Source organism: Streptomyces tyrfis (genome assembly GCF_037034285.1).
Lineage (GTDB): Bacteria > Actinomycetota > Actinomycetes > Streptomycetales > Streptomycetaceae > Streptomyces.
Genome location: NZ_JBAGJZ010000028.1, coordinates 1 through 23638 on the forward strand (window position 1 = coordinate 1; position 23638 = coordinate 23638).

18 protein-coding genes, 2 pseudogenes and 1 riboswitch are annotated in these 23638 nt (G+C 73.8%); of the genes and pseudogenes, 14 read left to right on the forward strand and 6 right to left on the reverse strand.

The genetic code is table 11. The features are described 5' to 3' along the window. Positions 1 to 1519, forward strand: a 1519-nt coding sequence (locus tag WA762_RS21450) for a peptidase C14 (RefSeq protein ID WP_335937568.1), incomplete at its 5' end; no start/stop codon positions are given. Next, the gene (locus WA762_RS21455; protein WP_335937569.1) at positions 1516 to 2454 is read left to right on the forward strand and encodes a GNAT family N-acetyltransferase; all 939 of its coding nucleotides are present in this window, start codon (positions 1516 to 1518) and stop codon (positions 2452 to 2454) included. The genes WA762_RS21450 and WA762_RS21455, both read left to right, overlap by 4 nt. Positions 2455 to 2630: 176 nt before the next feature. Here the strand turns inward: WA762_RS21455 and WA762_RS35895 are convergent. The 3 genes and pseudogenes from WA762_RS35895 to WA762_RS21470 form a co-directional block, all read right to left on the reverse strand. Beyond that, a pseudogene (locus tag WA762_RS35895) lies at positions 2631 to 2960 on the reverse strand (MerR family transcriptional regulator); the annotation flags it as partial. After that, on the reverse strand, positions 2957 to 4351 hold the full coding sequence (locus WA762_RS21465; protein WP_335937570.1) for a uracil-xanthine permease family protein: 1395 nt from the start codon (positions 4349 to 4351) through the stop codon (positions 2957 to 2959). The pseudogene WA762_RS35895 and the gene WA762_RS21465, both read right to left, overlap by 4 nt. A gap of 197 nt (positions 4352 to 4548) precedes the next feature. Further along, positions 4549 to 5841, reverse strand: a complete 1293-nt coding sequence (locus WA762_RS21470; protein ID WP_335937572.1) for an MFS transporter — start codon at positions 5839 to 5841, stop codon at positions 4549 to 4551. A gap of 146 nt (positions 5842 to 5987) precedes the next feature. On the opposite strand from WA762_RS21470, the gene WA762_RS21475 reads away from it, so the two are divergent. Beyond that, a complete protein-coding gene (locus tag WA762_RS21475) occupies positions 5988 to 7178 on the forward strand; it encodes an ROK family transcriptional regulator (protein ID WP_335937573.1) in 1191 nt (396 codons plus the stop codon). A 155-nt stretch (positions 7179 to 7333) separates the two neighbouring features. On the opposite strand, the gene WA762_RS21480 is transcribed toward WA762_RS21475, so the two are convergent. Next, on the reverse strand, positions 7334 to 9670 hold the full coding sequence (locus tag WA762_RS21480) for a chitinase C-terminal domain-containing protein (RefSeq protein WP_335937575.1): 2337 nt from the start codon (positions 9668 to 9670) through the stop codon (positions 7334 to 7336). A 264-nt stretch (positions 9671 to 9934) separates the two neighbouring features. After that, positions 9935 to 10064: riboswitch (FMN riboswitch) on the forward strand. 155 nt (positions 10065 to 10219) lie between these two features. Between WA762_RS21480 and ribD the strand changes: the two genes are divergently transcribed. The 10 genes from ribD (at position 10220) to WA762_RS21530 (ending at position 18932) form a co-directional block, all read left to right on the forward strand. Further along, on the forward strand, positions 10220 to 11320 hold the full coding sequence (gene ribD, locus WA762_RS21485; RefSeq protein ID WP_335937576.1) for a bifunctional diaminohydroxyphosphoribosylaminopyrimidine deaminase/5-amino-6-(5-phosphoribosylamino)uracil reductase RibD: 1101 nt from the start codon (positions 10220 to 10222) through the stop codon (positions 11318 to 11320). Next, the gene (locus WA762_RS21490; RefSeq protein WP_335937579.1) at positions 11321 to 11938 is read left to right on the forward strand and encodes a riboflavin synthase; all 618 of its coding nucleotides are present in this window, start codon (positions 11321 to 11323) and stop codon (positions 11936 to 11938) included. Beyond that, entirely contained in the window at positions 11935 to 12579 is a 645-nt protein-coding gene (locus tag WA762_RS21495; protein ID WP_335937581.1) for a nicotinamide mononucleotide transporter family protein, read from the forward strand. The genes WA762_RS21490 and WA762_RS21495 overlap by 4 nt, the downstream gene beginning before the upstream one ends. Next, positions 12576 to 13874, forward strand: coding sequence for a bifunctional 3,4-dihydroxy-2-butanone-4-phosphate synthase/GTP cyclohydrolase II (locus WA762_RS21500; protein ID WP_335937583.1), 1299 nt, complete (start codon positions 12576 to 12578; stop codon positions 13872 to 13874). The genes WA762_RS21495 and WA762_RS21500 overlap by 4 nt, the downstream gene beginning before the upstream one ends. Positions 13875 to 13991: 117 nt before the next feature. Next, positions 13992 to 14477 carry a 6,7-dimethyl-8-ribityllumazine synthase gene (ribH, locus tag WA762_RS21505; RefSeq protein ID WP_335937585.1) on the forward strand — a complete coding sequence of 162 codons (486 nt, stop codon included), beginning with the start codon at positions 13992 to 13994 and terminating at the stop codon, positions 14475 to 14477. A 35-nt stretch (positions 14478 to 14512) separates the two neighbouring features. Continuing rightward, a complete protein-coding gene (locus tag WA762_RS21510) occupies positions 14513 to 14785 on the forward strand; it encodes a phosphoribosyl-ATP diphosphatase (RefSeq protein WP_018524273.1) in 273 nt (90 codons plus the stop codon). A 97-nt stretch (positions 14786 to 14882) separates the two neighbouring features. Continuing rightward, entirely contained in the window at positions 14883 to 15731 is an 849-nt protein-coding gene (gene hisG, locus WA762_RS21515; protein WP_335937593.1) for an ATP phosphoribosyltransferase, read from the forward strand. A 35-nt stretch (positions 15732 to 15766) separates the two neighbouring features. Beyond that, the gene (locus WA762_RS21520) at positions 15767 to 16237 is read left to right on the forward strand and encodes a PH domain-containing protein (RefSeq protein ID WP_335937594.1); all 471 of its coding nucleotides are present in this window, start codon (positions 15767 to 15769) and stop codon (positions 16235 to 16237) included. A 233-nt stretch (positions 16238 to 16470) separates the two neighbouring features. After that, on the forward strand, positions 16471 to 17838 hold the full coding sequence (locus WA762_RS21525; RefSeq protein WP_335937596.1) for a hemolysin family protein: 1368 nt from the start codon (positions 16471 to 16473) through the stop codon (positions 17836 to 17838). Continuing rightward, positions 17835 to 18932, forward strand: coding sequence for a hemolysin family protein (locus tag WA762_RS21530; RefSeq protein ID WP_335937597.1), 1098 nt, complete (start codon positions 17835 to 17837; stop codon positions 18930 to 18932). The genes WA762_RS21525 and WA762_RS21530 overlap by 4 nt, the downstream gene beginning before the upstream one ends. A gap of 126 nt (positions 18933 to 19058) precedes the next feature. Here WA762_RS21530 and WA762_RS21535 read toward each other — a convergent pair whose 3' ends face one another. Next, positions 19059 to 20966, reverse strand: coding sequence for an AAA family ATPase (locus WA762_RS21535; RefSeq protein ID WP_335937662.1), 1908 nt, complete (start codon positions 20964 to 20966; stop codon positions 19059 to 19061). A gap of 333 nt (positions 20967 to 21299) precedes the next feature. Continuing rightward, a pseudogene (locus WA762_RS21540) lies at positions 21300 to 21954 on the reverse strand (uridine kinase family protein). 172 nt (positions 21955 to 22126) lie between these two features. Between WA762_RS21540 and WA762_RS21545 the strand changes: the two are divergent. Continuing rightward, positions 22127 to 23494, forward strand: coding sequence for a peptidase C39 family protein (locus WA762_RS21545; protein ID WP_335937599.1), 1368 nt, complete (start codon positions 22127 to 22129; stop codon positions 23492 to 23494). The last annotated feature ends 144 nt before the right edge of the window (positions 23495 to 23638 follow it).

The following is a 23638-nucleotide window of genomic DNA, read 5'->3' on the forward strand; positions in this document are numbered from 1 at the left end:
CTCCGCCACCGTCCTCGAACTCACCGACACCTTCCCGGTCCCCGACGCCAGGGCGTTCGCGGTCGGTCAGTGGTGGGCCGTCCAGATCGCCCCGGTCGAGGGCGGCGGACGCGACGAACGCGAGCTCCAGAAGCTCGTGGAGATCACCGAGATCGTCGACGCGACGCACATCCGGATCGGCTATCTGACCGGCTGGGAGCTGGCGAAGGGCCGCGAGCTCACCTGGACCCGGATCGCACCCGTACGGAACGCGCACGTCCGCAACATGGTCTTCGAGGGCGCCGGAACCGACGAGTACACCGGATCCCACCCGGTCAGCTTCGAGTACGCCGTCGGCTGCGACGTCTCCGGCATCCACGCCACCGGCACCTTCTGGCCGGTCATCATGCGCCGCTGGTGCACCCGCTTCCGCACCGAGGACTGCTCCCTGAAGAACCCGCCGACCGTCGAGTACGGCGGCGCGGGCTACCTCACCCAGCAGATCTACTGCCTCTACGGCCGGGTCGCGGACTGCACCACCAGCAACGTGCGCCACCTCAACGACCTCACCGCGTCCGCCTACTGCACGGTCGTCAACTGCCACGGCGACGGCGACGACGCGGGCGGCAACCCCTTCACCACCCACGGCCAGTACGAGCACGACCTGCTCTTCGACGGCAACTCCGGCCTGATGGACATCGCCAACTCCGGGGCCCAGTGGGGGATCTCCGCCAAGCGGATCACGGTGCGCCGGCACGTCTGCTCCTGGTTCACCGCCAACACCAAGATCACCGACCTGACCCTCGAAGACGTCACCGTGATCGCCCGCCCCACCTTCGACCGGGCCGGCACCCTCACCGTCAACGCCGACGGCGCGCAGGTCCGCGGCTGCACCGCCAGGACCTTCGCCGTCGCCCAGCGCTCCGCCCGCTCCACCCGGCCCACCACCGTCAGCGACTGCTCCTTCGAGCCGCCCGCGGGCGCCGTCCTCGTCCAGACCCCGGTCACCGCGCCCGTCCACTTCGTGCGCTGCGTCCTCCGGGGGGTCGACGGCGCGATCCTGCGCGGCGCCGGTCCCGTCCACTTCACCGACTGCACCGTCACCGGGGCCGACGACGCCGCCCCGCTCCAGGTCGGCTCGGCCGACCTGCGGATCGACGGCGGCCGTTACGAGAACACCGGCATCGAGCTCAGCGCCGTGCGCGACCAGCGGATCACCGTCACCGGCGGCGCCCGCCTCACTGGGACCAACAAGGCCGGGGCGCTGCTGGGCCGCGCCGCCGGACCCGGCACGGTCACCTGGGACCTCACCGCGTTCAGCAGCGACGCCGCCGGACCGGACACCGCCCATGTGCGGATCACCGAGGGCGTCAACCACTACGCGGCGACCGCCGGCCGCTTCACCGGCGGCGCCCTCCACCTCGCCCCGGCCGCCCTGGCCTCCGCCCTGCACACCGCCTGCGTGGAGCAGGGCACGAAACGCGTCGCCATGCCCGGCGACGGCGCCGCCGCGCGCACGGACGGGAACCTGATCCTGTGACCACCGCCCCCATCGGCGCCACGACCCCGGCCGACGAACCGGCGCTGGCCGCCCTGTGGCGGCGCTGCTTCGACGCCCCTCATCTGCCGCGCCTGCACGCCCTCGACCCGGACCGCCACCGGCACACCTTCGTCGCACGGGACCCGGACGGCGGGATCGACGCCGCCGTCGTCTACGTACCGAGACTGATCCGGGACGCGCGCGGCGCCCCGCGCCGGGTCGGCGGCATCGGCAGCGTCGCCACCCGCCCCGAGGCCCGCGGCCGGGGACTGGTGAAACGGCTGCTGGCGGAGGCGGAACGCGTCATGACGGCCGAGGGCTGCGCCTGGTCCCTGCTGTTCACCGGCACGCCGGGCGTCTACCGGGGCTCGGGCTGGCAGGAGTTCGCCAGTACGTACACCGAGGGCGCGCTCGCCGCCCCGGCGGCGGCCCGGACCGGGGCGTTCCGGGTCCGCGGGGCCACCGCGCGGGACGCCCCGGAGGTGGCCGCCCTGCACCACGCGTACAACGCGGCCCGGCCGCTCAGCTCGCTGAGGACCCCGGAGGACTGGGCGGTGCGGGTGCCCGCCTGGTACGGGCCCCCGGAGGACTCGCTCGTGGCGGAGGACCCCGCATCGGGGCAGGTCGTCGGCTGGATCGTGGCCCAGCACGAGGGGGAGCGCGTGGAGGTCCGCGAATGCGCGGGCGTGCCCGCGAGCCTGGGCGCCCTGTTCGCCGCCGTCGCCGCCCGCGCCCGGGCGGCGGGGCTGGGCCGGGCCGGCTCGCGCCTCCCCGGGACGCCCGAGATCCGGGCGGCGCTGCCGGCCCTCATGACGGACCCCCGGACGGTGACGGAGCACACGGGCATGGCACGCCCGCTGCACGCCGCCCCGGCGGAGGTCCGGGCCACGGTCACCGCGCCGGGCGCGGTCCACTGGCACGGCGACAGCTTCTGACGGCCGCCCGCCGACGCCGCCCGGCCGGACCGCGTCCACCGGCCGCGGCGGCGCGCACGCGGACGCCGTCGGGCCGCCGGCTCCCAGGGCGCGAGGCCGGCGGTGTCCAGCGGCACGCACTGGTCGAAGTTCACGCACCCGCATTCCAGACGGTCCGCGACAGCCCGGCGCGGGGCCCGCGTCCGCGCGACGCGCCGGTCGAACTCGGGCAGCTTGCGCGCGGCCGTCTCCCGCCACCGGCGGGTCGCGGACGGTGTGGCGTCGGTGCCGGGCAGCCGCGCGATCTCGGGGAGCGCGAACCCCGCCCGCCGCGCCGTGCGGATCAGCGCGACCCGGCGGACCGCGGTCACCGGCCACACCCGGCGCCCGCCCTCACGGCGGGCCCCGGGCAGCAGCCCGCGTTCCTCCCCGTGGCGCGGAGCCGACGCGATGGTGCTCGTCGCCGCGGCGCCGGCGCCGCGGGGAATCCGCCGGCACCGCGGCGCGGGGCGCGTCCGGTCCGTCAGCGACCCTCGTCCGTCGGCGTGCGCGCGTCGTACGCCGAGGTCCCCGAGTCCAGAAGGGGTTCCTGCGTCTTGAGGTGGGCCGGGGCGAAGGCGCGCAGCACGTGGTAGCCGGTGATGACCACGATGGTGCCCAGGGCGATGCCGCTCAGCTCGAAGTTGTCGCTGATCTTCAGGCTGACCCCGCCGACGCCGATGATGATGCCCGCGGCCGCCGGGACCAGGTTCAGCGGGTTGCGCAGATCGACCTTGGCGTGCAGCCAGATCTGGGCGCCGAGGAGGCCGATCATGCCGTACAGGATGACGGTGATCCCGCCGAGCACTCCGCCGGGGATGGCGGCGACGACCGCGCCGAACTTGGGGCAGAGGCCGAAGAGCAGGGCGAAGCAGGCGGCCGCCCAGTACGCGGCGGTGGAGTAGACCCGGGTCGCCGCCATGACGCCGATGTTCTCCGAGTACGTGGTGTTCGGCGGGCCGCCGACCGCGGTCGAGAGCATCGACGCGGCGCCGTCGGCGGCGATCGCGGTGCCCAGCTTGTCGTCCAGCGAGGTTCCCGTCATCTCGCCGACGGCCTTCACATGCCCGGCGTTCTCCGCGATCAGCGCGATGACCACCGGCAGGGCGACCAGGATCGCCGACCACTCGAAGCTCGGCGCGTGGATGGACGGGAGGCCGATCCAGTCGGCCTTGGCGACGCCCGACAGGTCGAGCCGCCAGTGGTCGACGGCCCCGGCGCCGCCCGCCGGGGAGTGGATCTTGCCGAAGACCCGGTCCAGGCCCCAGGACAGCACGTACCCGAAGACCAGGCCCAGGAAGATCGCGATCCGGGACAGGAACCCGCGCAGGCAGACCACGGCCAGGCCGGTGAACAGCATCACCAGCAGCGCCGTCCACTGGTCCTGCGGCCAGTACGTCGACGCCGTCACCGGCGCCAGGTTGAAGCCGATCAGCATGACCACGGCGCCGGTCACCACCGGCGGCATCGCGGCATGGATGATCCGCGCGCCGAACCGCTGCACCGCGAGGCCCACCAGGAAGAGGGCCACGCCGACCACGAAGACCGCGCCGGTGACCACGGCGCTGCTGCCGCCGCTCGCCCGGATCGTCGCCGCGACCCCGACGAAGGAGAGCGAACAGCCGAGGTAGCTGGGCACCCTGCCGCGCGTGGCCAGCAGGAAGACGGCCGTCGCGACGCCCGACATCATGATGGCCAGGTTCGGGTCCAGACCCATGAGCACCGGGGCGACGAAGGACGCGCCGAACATCGCGACCACGTGCTGGGCGCCGAGCCCGAACGTACGGGGCCAGGAAAGCCGTTCGTCCGGCCGGACCACGGCCCCCGGCGCGGGGGTCCTCCCGTCGCCGTGCAAGGTCCAGCGCACGCCGAGGCCCATGGTCGCTCCCTGTGTGTAGGTGCGGAGCCCACTGCCTCGCCCGGCATGGCGCACATCCGCAGAATCGAAACAGCGACATGGTAATGCCGGATTCCGGGGCGACCTGCCCCGGGGCGCACCCCCGTGACCAGGGCCTCGGCCGCCGGAGGGGGCGTGCGGCCCTGGCCGGGGCCCGGCTTCCCCGCCCGGACGGGGGCTCAGGGACGCCGCTCGGCCGCCGCCGTGCCCGGGGCCTTTGTGCCGCCGGCCGGGCCGGCCCGGCGGTCGCCCGCCCGCAGCACCCCGGCCCCGGCCACCAGGCCGAACGCCAGCACGGTGACCAGGCCGAACGACACGACCAGCGAGGTCGCCTGGGCCAGCGAACCGATCGCGGACGGGGCGATCAGCCCGGAGGTGTAGGTGATGGTGGCCACGCCCGCGATCGCCTGACTCGGGTTCGGGCCGCTGCGCCCGGCCGCCGCGAAGGCCAGCGGGACGACCACGGCCACCCCGAGACCGAGCAGCCCGAAGCCGCACAGGGCCGTCGGCGCGTTCGGCGCGGCGACCACGAGCAGCCCGCCGGCCGTCGCCAGCACCCCGCCCGCCCGCACGGTCCGCACCGCCCCGAAACGGTCGACGACCCGGTCGCCGGCGATCCGGGCGACCGCCATGGTCAGCGCGAACGCCGTGGTTGAGGCGGCGGCGAGCCCCGCGGAGGTGTCCATGACGTCCCGCAGGTACACCGCCGACCAGTCCAGGCTGGCCCCCTCCGCGAACACCGCGCAGAATCCCACCGCGCCGATGATCAGCGCGGACCGGGGCGGCAGCGTGAAGCGCGGCGGCGGCTCCTCGTCCGGCTCGCTGCGCAGGTCCAGCACCCCCTGGCAGGCCAGCGTCCCGAGCGCGGTGAGGACGAGGGCGGCGACGGCGTGGTGCAGCCGGGCGTCGGCGCCCAGATGCGCGGCCACCGTGCCCGCCGCCGAACCGGCCAGGGCGCCCGCGCTCCACAGCCCGTGCAGCCCGGACATGATCGACTTGCCGAGGCGGTTCTCCACCTCGACGCCGAGGGCGTTCATCGCCACGTCCGACATGCCGGCCGTCGCCCCGTACACCAGCAGTGCCGCGCACAGGGCCGGCAGGCCGGGGGCCAGCGACGGCAGGACCAGCGCCAGCGTCCACAGCGCCAGCAGCCCCCGCAGCGCCGTCCTGGCGCCGAAGCGGTGGCTGATCGCACCGGACAGCGGCATGGCGAGCGAGGCGCCGATCGCGGGGAAGGCGAGCGCGAGTCCGAGCTGTCCGGCGCTCACCCCGGCGTGCTCCTGGATCCACGGGACCCGGGTGGCGAAGCTGCCGGTCACCGCGCCGTGCACGGCGAAGACCGCCGCCACGGCGACCCTGGCCCGCTTCACCCGCGCCGCGCCGAAGTCCGCCCCCGGGCCGTCCGCCGTCGCTCCGGCCCTGGAACCCGTCGCGGGATCCGCAGTGGAATCCGCCGTGGAATCCGTTGTCATGCCCGTCGTGTCCTCCCTCGGGATCCACCGTCCCGGATGCCCCGGCGCCCCTCGCCGCGGTGCGCGCAGTAAACTATCAGGAACCCTGCCTGATAAATAGTCCACCTGTCCGTTCCGGCGGGACGGCGATCTGGAAGGATCCCGGCATGGCCGCATCACCGAGCACCGCGCGGGCCATCAACGACCGGCTCGCCCTGCGTCTGCTCCAGCAGGACGGGCCGCTGACGGCCGCACAGCTGAAGACACTCACCGGGCTCTCCCGCCCCACCGTCGCCGACCTGGTCGAGCGGCTCCAGGGGGCCGGGCTGATCCGGGTGGTCGGCGAGGCGGGCGCCGAGCGCCGCGGACCCAACGCCCGGCTGTACGGGATCGCCGCCGACCGCGCCCACCTGGCCGCGCTCGACGTGCGCACCGGCAGCGTCGCCGTGGTGGTCTCCGACCTCCTCGGCGTCACGCTCGCCGAGGCCACCCTGCCCATCGGCGGCGACACCGCCACCGAGGCCGCCGCCGAACAGGCCGCCGCGCTGCTGGAACGCACCGCGCGCGAGGCGGGCGCCGCCCCGCTGCACAGCGTCGGCGTCGGCGCGCCCGGACTGGTCGACCCGGTCACCGGGGAGCTGCGCGACACCAGCGGCCTGCCCGCCTGGCACCGGCGGCTGGTGCGGGTGCTCCAGGAGCGGCTGCCCGCGACCGTCCTGGTGGAGAACGAGACCAATCTCGCCGCCGTCGCCGAACACCGCATCGGCGCCGCCCGCGAACGCGACACCTTCGTGCTCTTCTGGCTCGGGCACGGCGTGGGCGCCGCCGTCATGCTGGACGGCAGGCTGCGGCGCGGGGCCTCCGGCGGCGCGGGCGAGATCGGCTTCCTGCCGGTGCCGGGCACGACCGGCGTCCCGTCGGCCGTCAGCTGCGACGGCGGCTTCCACTCGCTGGTCGGTTCCGGCCCGGTCCGCGAACTGGCCGCCGCCCACGGCATCGCGGTGCCCCCGGACGCCGAAGAGGGGGACAAGGAGCCGGCGGCGGCGTTCGCGGTGCGGGCGGCGCTGGCCGGCGAGGGCGCGAGCGAGGCGTTCCTGAGCACCCTGGCCGAGCGCCTCGCGCTCGGCGCCGCCGCCGTCGCCTCGGTGCTGGACCCGGGATGCGTGGTGCTCGCGGGCGAGGTCGGCCACGCGGGCGGCGACGCGCTGGCGGCCCGGGTCGAGGAGCGGCTGGCCGGGATGTCCCCGCTGCGCACCGAGGTCAGGGCGGGGCGGCTGGGCGGGGCGGCGGTGCTGCGCGGGGCGCTGCTCGCCGCCCGGGACGCGGCCCAGGACGAGCTGTTCGCCCCGGCGGGCTGAGACCGGCGCGCCCGCCCGGAGCGCCGCGGGCGACCGGGCGCGGACCGCCCGTCCGGGGCCGGTCCGGGCATGCCCGAGCCCGGCGGCGACCGGGGGCGGACCGGTCACCGCCGGGCGGTCACGGGAGGATCGGACGGGCGGTCACGGGGGAGGGGTCAGCAGGCGCCGAGGTCCTGCCAGACGCCCCAGTCCCCGGTGGAGCCGGGCGTCTCGCCCTTCGTCCACCACTTGGCCTTCCACTGGTGCGAGCCGTGGCTCACCGTCGTCCCGGCGCCGTACTCGGCGGTCGCGCTCCAGACGGGCGCGGCGCAGCCGCCGCCGGGGCCCGGGGTCGGGGTGGCCGACGGGTCGGGTGTGGGCGTGGCGCCCGTGCCCGGCTCGACCGGGGTGGTGCCGCGCGCCAGGTCGGCGGCCAGGGAGTACGACTTCCCGCCGAAGGTCACCGTCCAGTTCGACGGCGTGGAGGTGGGCAGGTAGTAGACGAAGTCCAGCTGCACCGAGGCGCCGGGCGCCAGACTCTGCCAGGCCGGCAGCTTCAGCGAGACGCGGTGGTAGTCGCCCTTCAGCCCCCCGACGTTGTTCGCCGCGGTGTGGTCGCTGCGCACGATCGTGGTGCCGAAGCCCGACTGGTCCTTGGCGTTGGCGGGCGCCGACGTCGCGTAGTCGAACTGGAACTCCGTGCCGCCGGGCAGGGTCGCCTTCGTGTGGTTGGTGATCGTCAGCTTGGGGCTGATCGGGTAGTTGGAGTCGCCGAGCGGGAACTGGCCGAACGACACGTCGACGTCGAGCGCCTCGGCGGGCAGGTCGACCGCGGACCGCTTCGCGCCGTACGGGGAGGCCGACTTGAAGGCGTCGTACATCGTCGAGGTGAGCGTCGAGCCCGGCTCGTACTGGCCCTTGGCGGCGTTCCAGCCGTAGTCGCCGGCGAGCTCCCAGATCATGGCGCCGCCGATGCCCTTGTCCACCACGTACCGCGCCTTGGCGGCCACCGACTGCTCGTCCTCGGTGGAGAGGAAGACCTTCTTCTCCGCGTTCCACAGCCAGGGCGCGACCAGCGTCGCGTCGTACCTGCGGGCGTAGGTCCCGGTCAGCTTCGTGCCGGCGGGGAAGCCGTAGTCGGTGACGTAGTCGCCGACGACGCCCTTCTCCAGGTTCTTCGCGTGCCACATCGGGTTGGAGCCGGCGGGCGACTCCTTGCCCTTGTCGTCCAGGTCGTGCCAGAGGTTGTCGATGCCGACGGCGCCGTCGCCGCACTTGGTCAGCCCCGAGCCCGCCGGGCAGTCGGCGGTGGCGGCCCGGCCCCACAGGCCGTCCGTGCCGCCCTGCACGTTCTTGAAGCCGCGGGTGTAGTACGGCAGTCCGATGTTGATCCGGCCGGACGGCATCGAGCCGCGGAAGTAGTGGTACGCCCAGTCGGTGTTGAGGTAGCCGATCCCGCCGTACTGCGACGTCGAGTAGACGCCGGCCTGGGCCAGTTCGGCGTCCTTGCCGTCGTCGTAGAGGGCGGCGTTGGGGCCGACGTACTCGTTCCAGGCGCCGTGCAGGTCGTACGACATGATGTCGACGTAGTCCAGGTACTTCTGGACCTGGAAGGTCTCCATGCCGCGCAGCAGATACCCGGACGAGGGCGCGGCCACGCTGAGCAGGTAGTGGACGCCGTCCGCGGCGGAGGCGCGGTCCAGCTTCTCGCGCAGCGTCCTCATCAGCGCCGCGTAGCCCTTGACCAGCCCGGCGCGGCGGGCGTTGGACAGCTTCCAGTCCAGCGGGTTGCCCGAGTCCTTCATCGTCGTCGGGTACTCGTAGTCGATGTCGACGCCGTCGAAGCCGTACTTCTTGACGAAGGCGACGGCCGAGTCGGCGAAGGTGTCGATGCCCGCCTGGTTGACCGAGCCGTCGGCGTTGGTCGCCATCGCGTAGAAGCCGCCGGAGTCCACCCGTGCGCCGCTGTCGTCGAAGTAGCCGCCGGTCTCGGCCCAGCCGCCCACCGAGACCATGGTCCGCACGTTCGGGTGCTGCTTCTTGAACTTGTTCAGCAGGTTGAAGTGGCCCTTGTACGGCAGGGCCGGGTCCATCTCGGCGCCCGCGACGCCCGGCCAGGTCATCCCGGTGGCGGCGTTGTCCGGTCCGTCGGCGCCGACGGACAGCCTGTTGCCGCCGTCGACGTGGGCGAAGGCGTAGTTCAGATGGGTGACCTTGTCCCAGGGGATGTCGGGGACGAGATAGGCGGGCCTGCCGTCCTTCCCGGTCCGCCAGCCGGTGAAGTAGCCGATGACGCGCCGCTGGTGGTCGGCGCCCATCTTCTCGCGGCCCTCGGTGTCGTAGACGGAGCAGTAGGGGACGGCGACGCCCGGGGTCTCGTAGAGCCCGTCGGGGCGACAGGACTCCTGGTCGGCGGCGGCCGACGGGGTGGCGGCGAGCGAGCCCAGCAGCAGACCGGCGACGGCGGCGCCGGCCGCGAGCAGGGTGGCTCTCGCGCGAGTGGGGGACAGCACGTTCGTTCCTCCTGGGGAGGTTCGGCGGAACACAACTGGCAAGGGGGTGGGTCGTGTTGATGCCCCAGGCGTGCGCACACCGCGGGACGGCTCCTCGGAGGTGACGCAGAGATTAAAAGGACTAGACCACTCCGTCAATAGGTCTGGACCTTTGGGTGTCCGGCATGCGGACGGGGTGTCCCGGACAGGGGCTGTGAGCCACCGCACAAGGGTTCACCCGCATGGCCCGCGGCCCGGCGTGGCACACTGACCCCGTACCAGTAGCAGCGCACTCCGGGGTCGGTGTAATTCCGAACCGGCGGTATAGTCCGCGACCCGTCCGCAGCCAGCGGCCGGTTGACCAGGTGAGATTCCTGGACCGACGGTGAAAGTCCGGATGGGAGGCAGTGCGCGGCGGGCCGTTCACGGGTACGCCGCCGTCGGCGGATGGTCTTCGGGCGACCGAACCGTCCGTTCTTCCGGCATTCGGCGTCCCGCTGTGCGTTACCCGCTTCTTCTGTCGTCGTCGGCAGACCCCGGAGTCCGTGCCCGAAGAGGCAGGAGGACCCGGTGGACACCGCAGCCGACATCACCGCCATGCGCCGCGCCATCGCGCTCGCGGCCCGCGGTCTCGGCTCCACCAGCCCCAATCCCGTCGTCGGCTGCGTCGTCCTGGACGCCGCCGGCCGCCCGGCGGGCGAGGGACACCACCAGCGGGCCGGCGGCCCGCACGCCGAGATCCACGCCCTGCGCGCGGCCGGCGAGCGGGCCCGGGGCGGCACCGCCTACGTCACCCTCGAACCCTGCGACCACACCGGCCGCACCGGCCCCTGTTCGCGGGCGCTGATCGAGGCCGGCGTCGCCCGGGTCGTCTACGCGGTCGCCGACCCGGACCCGCGGGCCACCGGAGGCGCGGCGACCCTGCGCGCGGCCGGCGTCGAGGTCCGGCGGGGGCTCCTGGCCGAGGAGGCCGAGGCGGGCAACGCGGCCTGGCTGACCTCGGTGCGCCTGGGCCGCCCGTACGTCCTGTGGAAGTACGCGGCGACCCTCGACGGCCGGATCGCCGCCGCCGACGGCACCAGCCGCTGGATCACCTCGCCCGAGGCCCGCGCCGACGTCCACCGGCTGCGCGCCGAGGCCGACGCCGTCGTGGTCGGCTCCGGCACCGCTCGCGCCGACGACCCCCACCTCGCGGTGCGGGGCGTCGAGGGGGCCGTGCAGCCCCTGCGCGTGGTCGTGGACACCGCCGCCGGCGCCGTGCGCCCCGGCGCCCGCGTCCTCGACGCGGCGGCGCCCACCCTGATCGCCGTCGCCGAGGACGCCGACGCCCGCCACCTCCCCGGGGAGGCCGTGCTGCGGCTGCCGCGCGCCGCCACCGGCCCCGGGCTGGACGTCCCCGCCCTGCTCGACGCCCTCCACGCGCGCGGCGTCCGCTCCGTGCTCCTGGAGGGCGGCCCGACCCTGGCCGGGGCCTTCGTCGCCGCGGGAACGGTCGACAAGGTCGTCGGCTACCTCGCCCCCGTGCTCCTCGGCGCCGGCCCCGCGGCCCTCGCCGGCGCCGGAATCACCACCATCTCCGAGGCGTTGCGCCTCGACGTGACCGAGACCGTCCGGATCGGTCCCGATCTGCGCGTCACCGCCGTCCCCGGACCCGCCCGGAAGGAAGACTGAATGTTCACCGGAATCGTGGAAGAACTCGGTGAGGTCACCGCCGTCGAACAGCTCGGCGACGCCTCCCGCTTCCGACTGCGAGGTCCCCTGGTCACGGAGGGGGCCGGACACGGCGACTCCATCGCCGTCAACGGCGTCTGCCTCACCGTCGTCGACCTCGGCGACGGCGAGTTCACCGCGGACGTCATGGCCGAGACCCTGAACCGGTCCAGCCTCGGCGCCCTGACGACGGGCTCCCGGGTCAACCTGGAACGCCCCGTGGCGGTCGGCGGCAGGCTCGGCGGCCACATCGTGCAGGGCCATGTCGACGGCACCGGCCGCATCGTCGAGCGCGAGGCGTCCGAGCACTGGGAGGTCGTGAAGATCTCCCTCCCCGCGGACCTCGCCCGCTACGTGGTGGAGAAGGGGTCGATCACCGTCGACGGCGTCAGCCTGACCGTCGTCGACGCCGGACCCGACTACTTCACCATCAGCCTGATCCCCACCACCCTCGCCCTGACCACGCTCGGCATCAAGCAGCCCGGCGACCCGGTCAACCTGGAGGTGGACATCATCGCGAAGTACGTCGAGCGGCTGTCCGGCGCCACCGCGCGCGATCCCGAGGAGCCGGTGCGGTGACCGCCGCGCACTGGCTGAACTCGGAGGCGTTCACCGTCTTCGGGCAGCACATCATCTGGTCCGACATGATCGGCAACACGATCGGCCTGATCGCGCTGACGCTGGGCTGGCTCCGCTCCGTGTGGACCTGGCCCGCCCAGCTGCTGTCCGGCGTCGTGCTGGTCGCCGCCAACGTCTCCGTGCACCAGGCCGGCAGCGTCGGCAAGCAGTTCGTCATCATCGCCGTGGCGGTCTGGGGCTGGCGGCAGTGGACCCTGGGCAGCCGGCAGGCCCAGGACGGCTCCCTCGCCGTCCGGTTCGCCACCTGGCGCGAACGCGTCCTGCTGCTGGGCGGCGCCGCGGCCGGGACCCTCGCGGTCGGCGGCCTGTTCACCGCCTTCCCCTCGCTCTCCTGGAGCCCGTGGGCGGACGCGTACATCTTCGCCGGCACCCTCGTCGCGATGGTCGCCCAGGCCCGCGGCATGGTCGAGTTCTGGTTCGCCTGGCTCCTCGTCGACCTGGTCGGCGTCCCCCTGAACTTCCGCAGCGGCCTCGCCTTCTCCGGCCTCATCTACGTCGTGTACGGCGCCCTGGTGCTGTGGGGCATGCGCGACTGGTGGCTGCGTTCCCGTACCCCCGCCCTGGAAGGAGCGACGGCATGACCGCCCAGACCGCCTGGCTGCACCCGGAGGACGGGGTCCCGGCCGAGGCCCTCGTGCTCGACCCCGTCGAACAGGCCGTCCGCGACATCGCCGAGGGGCGGCCCGTCGTGGTCGTCGACGACGAGGACCGGGAGAACGAGGGCGACCTCGTCCTCGCGGCCGAGAAGGCCACCCCCGAGATCGTCGCGTTCATGATGAGCGAGTGCCGGGGCCTGATCTGCGCCCCCATGGAGCACGACGAACTGGACCGGCTCGACCTGCCGCAGATGGTCGACCGGAACACCGAGTCGATGCGGACCGCGTTCACCGTCTCCGTCGACGCCTCGGCGGACCACGGCGTCACCACCGGCATCTCCGCCGCCGACCGGGCCACCACGCTGAGGATGCTCGCCTCCGGCGAGGCCGGCCCCGGCGACTTCGTGCGGCCCGGCCATGTCTTCCCGCTCCGCGCCCGCCCCGGCGGCGTCCTCGTCCGCCCCGGCCACACCGAGGCCGCCGTCGACCTCGCCCGGCTCGCCGGACTGCGCCCCGCCGGCGCGATCGTCGAGATCGCCGCCGAGGACGGCACCATGCTGCGGCTGCCGCAGCTGGTCCCGTTCGCCCGCAAGCACGGCCTCACGATCATCTCCATCGAGGACCTGATCGCCTACCGCCGCACCTCGGAGCCGACCGTGCGCCGCGAGGCCGAGGTACGGCTGCCGACCGGCTTCGGCCCGTTCACCGCGTACGGCTACCGCTCCACGGCCGACGGCGTCGAGCACGTCGCGCTCGTCCACGGCGACCTCGGGGACGGCGACGACGTCCTGGTACGGATCCACTCCGAGTGCCTGACCGGCGACATCTTCCAGTCCCAGCGCTGCGACTGCGGACCGCAGCTGCACGCCTCCATGCGCCGCATCACCGAGGAGGGCCGCGGCGTCGTCGTCTACCTGCGCGGTCACGAGGGCCGGGGCATCGGGCTGCTGTCCAAGCTGCGCGCGTACGAACTCCAGGAGAACGGCGTCGACACCCTCGACGCCAACCTGGAACTCGGCCTGCCCGCCGACGCCCGCGACTACGCCGCCGGCGCCCAGATCCTCAAGGACCTCGGCGTCCGCAGCCTCCGGCTGATGACCAACAACCCGGACAAGACCGCCGCGATCCTGCGGCACGGCCTGGCCGTCACCGGCCGCGAGCCGATGCCCGTCAAGGCCGGCGAGCACAACCTGCGCTATCTGCGCACCAAGCGCGACCGCATGGGGCACGACCTGCCCTGGCTCGACGCCGCCGCGGTGCCCACCTGCGCCAACCAGTGACGAACCCCCGGAGGGTCCGGCCGGACCCTCCGGACCGGGCGGAGCCGTCGGCCCCGTCGGAACGACCGCCGGAACCCCCAGAACGACCAGACCACCGCACGACCGGTAGGAGAGAACATGAGCGGCAAGGGCGCACCCGAGCTGTCCGTACACAACTGCGGCGACCTGCGCGTGGCGGTGATCGCCGCCCAGTGGCACGACGAGGTCATGGCCGGACTCGTCGACGGAGCCCTGCGCGCCCTGCGCGAGCTGGGCATCGACGAGCCGACCCTGCTCCGGGTGCCCGGCAGCTTCGAGCTGCCGGTGGTCGCCAAGGTCCTCGCCGGCCGCGGCTACGACGCCATCGTCGCCCTCGGCGTGATCATCCGCGGCGGGACCCCGCACTTCGAGTACGTGTCCCAGGGCGTCACCCACGGCCTCACCCAGGTCGCCGTCGACACCGGCGTCCCGGTCGGCTTCGGCGTGCTCACCTGCGACACCGAGGAACAGGCCCTCGACCGGGCCGGACTGGAGGGGTCCAACGAGGACAAGGGGCACGAAGCGGTCACCGCGGCCGTCGCCACGGCCGCCACGCTGCGCACGGTCAGCGAGCCCTGGCGCTGATCGAGGGGGTCCGACCCCGTAGGCTAAGGACCATCATGGCGAACAAAACCTTTGAAGAGCTCTTCGCCGAGCTCCAGCTCAAGGCCGCCAACGGCGACCCCTCCACCTCCCGCACCGCCGAGCTGGTGGACAAGGGCGTCCATGCCATCGGCAAGAAGGTCGTCGAGGAGGCCGCCGAGGTCTGGATGGCCGCCGAGCACGAGAGCAAGGACGCCGCGGCCGAGGAGATCTCCCAGCTCCTCTACCACGTCCAGGTGATGATGGTCGCCCGCGGGATCTCCCTCGACGACGTCTACGCCCACCTCTGAGCACGAGCGGGGCGCCGGCCCGCGGCCGCGCCCCGCGCCAAGGAACACCCGCACCCGTTCATCGCACACGCTCCTCCCCGCAAAGGAACCACACGTCATGCTGCGCATCGCCGTCCCCAACAAGGGATCACTCTCCGCGCCCGCGATGGCGATGCTCCATGAGGCCGGGTACCAGCAGCGCAAGGAGTCCAAGGAGCTCGTCCTCGTCGACCCCGACAACCAGGTCGAGTTCTTCTACCTGCGCCCGCGCGACATCGCGATCTACGTCAGCTCCGGCCGCCTCGACATCGGCATCACCGGGCGCGACCTGCTGCTGGACTCCGGCGCCGACGCCGAGGAGATCCTCCAGCTCGGCTTCGCCCGCTCCACCTTCCGCTACGCCACCAGGCCCGGCGTCGCCGAGGGCCCGCAGGACTTCGACGGCAAGACGGTCGCCACCTCCTACGAGGGCATCGTCGCCAAGCACCTCGCGGACATCGGCGTCAACGCCTCCGTCGTCCACCTCGACGGCGCGGTCGAGACCGCCGTCGAACTCGGCGTCGCCCAGGTCATCGCCGACGTCGTGGAGACCGGCACCAGCCTGCGCAACGCCGGACTCGAAGTGGTCGGCGAGCCGATCATGACCTCGGAGGCCGTCGTCATCCGCCGCACCGGCGCCCCGGCCGACGACCCCAAGGTCCAGCAGTTCCTCCGCCGGCTCCAGGGCGTCCTGGTCGCCCGCGCCTACGTGATGATGGACTACGACTGCCGCGTCGAGCACCTGGAGCGCGCGGTCGCCCTCACCCCCGGCCTGGAGTCGCCCACCATCTCCCCGCTGCACCACGAGGGCTGGGTCGCCGTCCGTTCCATGGTCGCCGCCCGCGAGGCCCAGCGGATCATGGACGACCTGTACGCGCTCGGCGCCCGGGCCATCCTCACCACCGCCATCCACGCCTGCCGCCTCTGACGGCCGGGCCACCATCCGGAGGACAGCAGAACACCATGTCCGCCCCCGCCGCCGCATCCGGGCCCGAGATCCCCGCGCTCCCGGTCACCTTCCGGCCGACCCGCACCCGGGTGGTCCTGCTGACCGTGGGGGCGGCGATGTTCGTCGTCATCACCGTCATCGCCCTGACCCTCGAACAGCTGAGCCCGGGGGAGCGGTCCAGCTTCGTCTTCACCGCCCTGCTGTTCTTCGGGGTGCTCGCGCTCCTCAGCCGCCCGAAGATCGTCGCCACCGAGGACGGCGTGACCGTGGTCAATCTCACCCGGACGCGCCGTCTCTCCTGGCCGGAGATCCTCCGGGTCAACCTCCGCCCCGGCGACCCCTGGGTCTTCCTCGACCTGAGCGACGGCACCAGCATGCCCGCGCTCGGCATCCAGCCGGGAATCGGCAAGCAGCAGGCCATCCGGGACGCCCGCGCGCTCCGCTCCCTCGCCGAGAACCACGGCACCGGCAGCAGCGCGCGCTGAGCGCCGGCCCCGTTCCCGGCGGCGCCCGCGGCCGGGAACGGGACCGGGCCCCCTGCCCGCCGAAGGCCGTTCTTGATTACTCTGGAGAACGGCGGCGCCCCGGAGCGCCCCGCCCCGCACGGAACGGTCCAGGAGACCGGCGGGGCTTTCCTGCGACCCAAGGAGTGACTCCTTCCAGCAATGGACGGATCGTCCGGTAGTACCTGCGCCGCCCCCTCCCCGGAGGCGGCGGCATGACCATCCCCCTGCTGCTCCTGAGCGCGGCATTCCTCCTCATCCTCGCCAACGGATTCTTCGTGGCGGCCGAATTCGGCCTGGTCACGGTGGAACGGCCGGACGCCGAGCGCGCCGCCGCCGACGGCGACCGGCGGGCCCGCACCGTCGTCGGGGCGCTGCGCGAACTCTCCTTCCAGCTCTCCGGCACCCAGCTGGGCATCACCATCACCTCACTGGTCGTCGGCATGCTCGCCGAACCGGCGCTCGCCGGGCTGCTGGACGGCCCGCTCACCGCGGCCGGCCTGCCCGGGGGCGTGGTGCCCGGCGTCAGCGTGGTGACCGGGATGCTGGTGGCCTCCGCCGTCCAGATGGTGATCGGCGAACTCGTGCCCAAGAACTGGGCCGTCTCCCGGCCGCTCCAGGTGGCCCGGTTCGTCGCCGGCCCCCAGCGCCGCTTCTCCGCCGCGTTCCGGCCGGTGATCAGCCTGCTGAACACCGTCGCCAACCGGCTGGTGCGCCTGCTGGGCGTCGAGCCCACCGACGAGCTGGCCTCCGCCCGCACCCCCGGCGAACTGGTCTCCCTGGCCCGGCACTCCGCCGAGGCCGGCACCCTTGAACAGGACACCGCCGACCTCTTCGTGCGCACCCTGTCGCTCGCCGGACTCACCGCCCAGCACGTCATGACGCCGCGGGTCAGGGTCAGCGCCCTCCAGACCTCCGCGACCGCCCAGGACGTCCTCAACCTCACCCGCGCCACCGGCCTGTCCCGCTTCCCGGTCTACCGGGAGCGCATCGACGAGGTCGTCGGCATGATCCACCTCAAGGACGCGCTCGCCGTGCCCGCCCAGGACCGGCTGCGCACCCCGGCCGGCCGGATCGCCGTCCCCCCGCTGCTGGTCCCCGAGACCCTGCCGGTCGAACAGCTGCTCCAGCGGCTCCGCAAGGAGCAGCCGATAGCCGTCGTGGTCGACGAGTACGGCGGCACCGCCGGGGTCGTCACCCTGGAGGACATCATCGAGGAGCTCGTCGGCGAGGTCCGGGACGAGCACGACGCCGAGGGCGCCGACCGGCCCGAGCTGGCCCCCGCCGCCTCCGAGGACGGCCGCCCCGCCTGGGACGCCGACGGCAGCTGCCGGGTCCTGACCCTGCGCCGGATAGGACTCCAGGTGCCCGACGGCCCCTATGAGACCGTGGCCGGTCTCGTCGCCGACCTGCTGGGACGGATCCCGGCCCCCGGCGACCGCGCCGAACTCCCCGGCTGGCGGATCTCCGTCCGCCAGGTCGGCCACTACCGGGCCGAGAAGGTCCGTTTCGCCCGCACGGCGGACGCCCCCGGCCCCGCCGGAGCCCCGGAGCCCCACCCGGTCCTGGAGGCCGCGCGATGAGCCTGCTCCAACTGCTGTTCGCCGGAGTCCTCGTGCTGGCGAACGGCTTCTTCGTCGGCGCCGAGTTCGCCCTCGTCTCCGTGCGGCGCAGCCAGATCGAACCCGAGGCCGCGGCCGGCTCCGGCCGGGCCCGCCAGGTGCTGTACGGCCTGGAGAACCTGCCGCAGATGATGGCCGCCGCCCAGTTCGGCATCACCGTCTGCTCACTCACCCTGGGCGCCGTCGCCGAACCGACCGTCGCCCACCTGCTGGAGCCCGTCTTCCAGGCGGTCCGCCTGCCCGACGGGCTCGTCCACCCGCTCGGCTACGTCCTGGCCCTCGTCTCCGTCGTCTTCCTCCACCTCGTCATCGGCGAGATGGTCCCGAAGAACCTCGCGATGGCCGCGCCCGAGAAGACCGCCCTGTGGCTCAGTCCGGGCCTGGTGGGCTTCGCCCGCCTCTGCCGCCCGGTCACCTCGGCCCTGGGCGCCTGCGCCCGGCTGGTGCTCCGGCTCTTCGGCGTCGAACCCAAGGACGAGGTGGAGGCCGTCTTCACCAGCGAGCAGCTCAACCGGCTCGTCGAGGACTCCGGCCAGGCCGGACTCCTGGAGCCGGAGGCGCAGGAGCGCCTGGAGGACGCGCTGGAGCTCGGCAGCAGGCCCGTCACCGACGTGCTGCTCCACCGGGCGTCCCTGGTCACGGTCGACCCGTCCGTCACCCCGCGCCGGATCGAGGAGCTGACCGTGCGGACCGGCTACTCGCGCTTCCCGGTGTGCGCCGAGGGCGGCGGCTCGTTCATGGGCTATCTGCACGTCAAGGACGTCCTGGACCTGGAGGACGGCGACCGGGCCGTCCCGCAGCACGTGTGGCGCCCGATGGCGACCGTGCGGGCCGAGCTGCCCCTCGACGACGCCCTGACCGTGATGCGCCGCGCCGCGACGCATCTGGCGCAGGTCGCCGACGCCTCGGGCCGGGTCCTCGGCCTGGTCGCCATGGAGGACGTGCTGGAGACGCTGGTCGGCGAGGTGCGCGACCCGGCCCACCGGATCTCGGTGCCGCGCCGCACGGCGGAGACCACCACCGGCTACGGCGAACTCACCGCGGCGGCCCGCTGACCGCGTGCCGCCCGCACCGCCGGAGGGGCCGGAGCCGGCCCCTCCGGCGCCCGCACGTCCGCCGGGACGCCCCCGGAGCCCGTCGGCCGGCTCCGGCCGGGCCGTCGAGGGCCGCCCGGCCGGCTCTCAGAGCGCCGGCGGCTCCTGCGGCCCCGGGTCCACCGGCCCCCGGCCGGACAGCACCTCGCCGTACGCCTGCATCAGATCGGGCAGCCGCAGCGTCGCCAGGTCGTCCCGGCCCGGCGCCGTCGGATAGGCGGAGAGCCGCAGATCGCGGTAGGCGCAGCTCTTCTCGTACAGGGTGCGCAGGAACCGCCCGTTGCCCAGCTCGTCGATCCAGCCCTGGCCGACGACGTGCGCGCTGATGGAGCCCAGCTCCTCCAGGGCCTCCTCGTCCCAGGCGTCGCCGTTCTCCGCGGCCAGGACCTCGCCGATCGAGGTCAGCTCCGCGGGCCGGTAGCTGGGGAAGTCCACCCGGGTGGTGAACCGCGAGGAGAGCCCCGGATTGGCGGCCAGCAGCCGGTCCATGCCCTCCGGATAGCCCGCGAGGATGACGACGAGATGGTCCCGGTTGTCCTCCGCGCGCTTCAGCAGCACCTGAAGGGCCTCGTCCCCGTACGCGTCGCCCTTGCTGTAACCGGTGTTGGAGAGGCTGTACGCCTCGTCGACGAACAGCACCCCGCCCAGCGCCGAATCGATCAGCTCATTGGCCTTCACCGCGGTCTGCCCGAGGAACTCGCCCACCAGATCCGCGCGTTGGGCCTCGACGAGATGGTCGCCGCCGAGCAGGCCCAGCGCGTAGAAGACCCGGCCCAGGATGCGGGCCACCGTGGTCTTGCCGGTGCCGGACGGGCCCGAGAAGACGAAGTGGCGCTTCGGCGGCTGCACCGGCAGCCCCTGACCCGCCCGCAGCCGCGCCATGTTCAGCTGCGCGGACAACGCCTTGACCTGGCGTTTGACGGGCTCCAGGCCGACCATCCGCTCCAGCTGGGCCAGCGCCTCCGCCAGCAGCGCGGGGTCGCTGGGTCCGGCCGGGAACGGCGACGACGGGCCGGACGCCCCGGCCCTGCGGCGCGCCCCGTCGGGCGGCGGCGGCATCCCGACGCCGTCGAACCCGGGGAACTCCCCGCCGGCCCGGGACTCCCGGGCGTCCACCGGACCGCCGCCCGGAACCGCGTCCACGTCCGCCAGGGGATCCGCCGCCGCGTCCGCGCCCGGACCGGTCAGGGACAGCGCCGTCAGACCGGCGCCCTCGTCCGGGCCGTCGAGCCCGTCGTAGTCCGCGATGGCGGCGAGCCGCGCCGAGGTGTCCATGAACGCCGGGTCCACCCGGTGCACCGCCCGGTACAGCGGCAGGGCGGCCGCGCTGCGGCCCGTGCCCTCGTGCGCCCGCGCCAGCCAGTAGCGCAGCTCCTTGCGCTGCGGCTGCTCGCTGCGGCAGCGCATCAGCGCGGTGGCCAGCAGCGGCTCGGCCTGCCCGTACATCTCCAGCCGCACCCGGGCCATCCCGCCGAACAGCCCCGCCTCGATGCCGAGGACCGGGTCGTCGATCAGCCGCTCGGTGTGGCGCACCAGCTGCTCCCAGTCCTTGACCAGATAGGAGCGGCAGGCGTGCAGGAAGCGCACCTGCGGGTCCGTGTCCACCGGCGGCAGGTCGGCCAGGGCGCGGTCCAGCTCGGGGACGTGCCGCCCGTCCAGCCAGTGCGAGGCGTGCGCCAGCAGCAGGTCCCGCGGGCTCTCCAGCACCGGCTGCACCCACCAGCCCAGCCAGTACCAGGAATTGAGCGTGCGCCGATGGCGGGTGCGCTGCTCGCCGAAGCGTTCGCGGTGGCGGTGCATGCGCAGCAGCGCCGTCGTGGTGTCGACTCTCAGCGCGTGCAGACCCAGCCAGCCGTCCGCCATGCCGGGATCGATCCGCACCGCCGTTCTGAACTCCTCCTCGGCCTGGGGATAGGCGCCCATGGTGTAGGCGTCCACGCCGCGCAGCCAGGCGAGGTCGGCGGGGGCGTGTGCGCCCTGCGTGCCGATGTCCATCTGGTCCCCCACAAGCCGTGCCACCAGGATGTCCCGTCGCACGACCGCCCGCCGGGGCGCGCTGAATCGCTGGGCCGCGAACGGGAATTGACCGCACCGAGAGGCATCGTACCTGCGCGGGGAGTGCTCGACGAAGAGCTCAGCGAGCAGAAGGGAGACCGTGACCGAGGGTGAACCGGGCGGTCCCCGGCGGCGGCGAGCGGCGGCGCGTGGGCAGAACGAAGCCCCCGATCACGGGGGAACAACCGGGGGCTTCGTGTCTGTGAGGGCTCCGAAAAGCCGCACATTGAGAACGTAAGACCTGTACCGCCCTCGGGTCAAGCCGAGTTGGGGTCATCCGGGCCGATTTCTCAGGACTTGGTACGGGCCCGCGCCCCGCTCACCGTCCGTGACCCGGCGACGCGTCGCCCGCCGCGCCGCCGGGCCCCTCCAGCCAGTCGTAGCCCACCGGCGACTGCCGTATCAGCGCGTCCGCGTGGCGGCGCGAGGGATCGGCGGCGAAGTGCTCCGTCTCGGCCGCCGTCCAGGCGTCCCAGAAGGCCGACAGCCCGGGACCGTCCCGGCGGCGGCCCCGCTCCCAGGACTCCGGCGCGGGCAGGTCCATCCACAGCAGCCGCGCCAGATGGGGGCGCAGCGCCCGGCGGCCCGCGCCGACCCCCTCGACCAGCACCACCGGGGCCGGTTCCAGCCCGCGCGGCGCCCCGAACCTCCGGGCGGTCCAGTCGTACGGCGCGTACCGGGCGCGCTCGCCGCGCGACAGGGGCTCGACAACCTGCTCCCGCAGCCGGTCCGTCCAGGTGAAGAAGGAATCGTGACTGGCCAGATCGTCGAGGTGCAGCACGGGGGCGCCGTCGAGCGCGGCGGCGAGACGGGACGCGAAGGTGCTCTTCCCCGATCCCGCGTGGCCGTCGACGGCGATCAGCCGCACCGGACCGCAGGACGGCGCCAGGGTGCGCAGCCGCGCGGCCAGGGGAGCGAGGTCGTTCATGGGCCCCAGCCTACGAGGCCGTCCCGGGCAGCCGCAGGTCACGCCAGTGGACCAGACCAATATTGGTCGTCTGGGACCGGTCCGGACGCTGGCCGGAACCGGTCGCGACCCGCGATAGTTGGCGCACTGTCGCACCCGTGACCGCATTCCGCCCACGAACGGGGGTCCGCCCATGAACAGACCGAGCTCGCGCAGGACCGTGCTGGCCGCCGCCCTCGCGGCGGCGGCCTCCGTCGGCACGGCGGCCTCCGCCGCCTCCGCGCACGCCGCCGCCCCCTCCACCGCACCCGCGGCCTCCCCGACGGACACCGTTCCCGTGGACTACCACTCCTGGCACACCTACACCGACTGGCGCTGCGGCCTCGGCGCCGGGACGCGCCCCGTCGCGGGCCGCCGCCCCGGTCTGGTGATCGGCCGCGCCGAGGGACGGACCGAGTACACCGATCCGCACACCGGGAAGACCTCGGCCTGGGAGTACGCGACCTGGACCTCGCCGTTCCACCGGGCGGCCGTCCCGGCGACCGAGGTGATCGCCTCCTGGAACGCGGACACCCCCGAGGGCACCTGGATCCAGATCGAGCTCCAGGGCCGCTACTCCGACGCGACCGCGACCCCCTGGTACGTGATGGGCCGCTGGGCGTCCGGCGACGGCGACATCCGGCGGACGTCCGTCGACGGACAGACCGACGGCAGGAGCTCCGTCTGGACCGACACCTTCTCGGTGGACGACGCGGCGAGCGGGCTGCGGTTGGTCTCCTACCGGCTGCGGCTCACCCTCCACCGCGCCCCGGGCACGAGCGGCACGCCCACCGTGTGGCGGCTCGGCGCGATGGCGTCCGACGTCCCGGACCGCTTCACCGTGCCCGCCAGCGTGCCGGCCCCGGCCCGGGAACTGCCGGTGCCGCGCTACTCGCAGAACATCCACGCCGGTCAGTACCCGGAGTACGACAACGGCGGCGAGGCGTGGTGCAGCCCCACCTCCTCGCAGATGATCATCGAGTACTGGGGGCGCCGGCCCACCGCCGAGGACCTCGCCTGGGTCGAGCCCGGCCTGGCCGATCCGCAGGTCTGCCACGCCGCCCGGTTCACCTACGACTACCAGTACGAGGGCTGCGGCAACTGGCCGTTCAACGCGGCCTACGCCGCGTCGTACCACGAGATGAGCGCCGTGGTGACCCGGCTCGGCTCGCTCACGGACGTCGAGAACCTGGTCCGGGTGGGGATCCCGGTCATCACCTCGCAGTCCTTCCTCAAGGAGGAGCTGACTGGCGCCGGGTACGGGACCTCCGGCCATCTGATGACCGTGATCGGGTTCACCGCGGCCGGCGACGTCGTCGCGAACGACCCGGCCTCGCCCAGCGACGAGGCCGTGCGCCGGGTCTACCGCCGCCGCGAGTGGGAGAACATCTGGCTGCGCACCAAGCGCTACAACGCGAGCGGCAAGGTGGTCTCCGGCACCGGCGGGGTCTGCTACCTCTACTTCCCGGCCCACCCGACCCCCGCCCAGCGGCGCGCCCTGGCGGCCGTCGGGGTCCGCTGAGCCGGCGGGGTCCCGGAACGTGGCATCCGCCGCCCCGGGACCCCGCCGAGTCGACAGCGGGTCAGAAACGTCCTACCCGCATACTTGTTCTGTTCTACGGTGCCATCAGCCGACCAGGACGAGGGAGACCCCGTGGGACAGCCG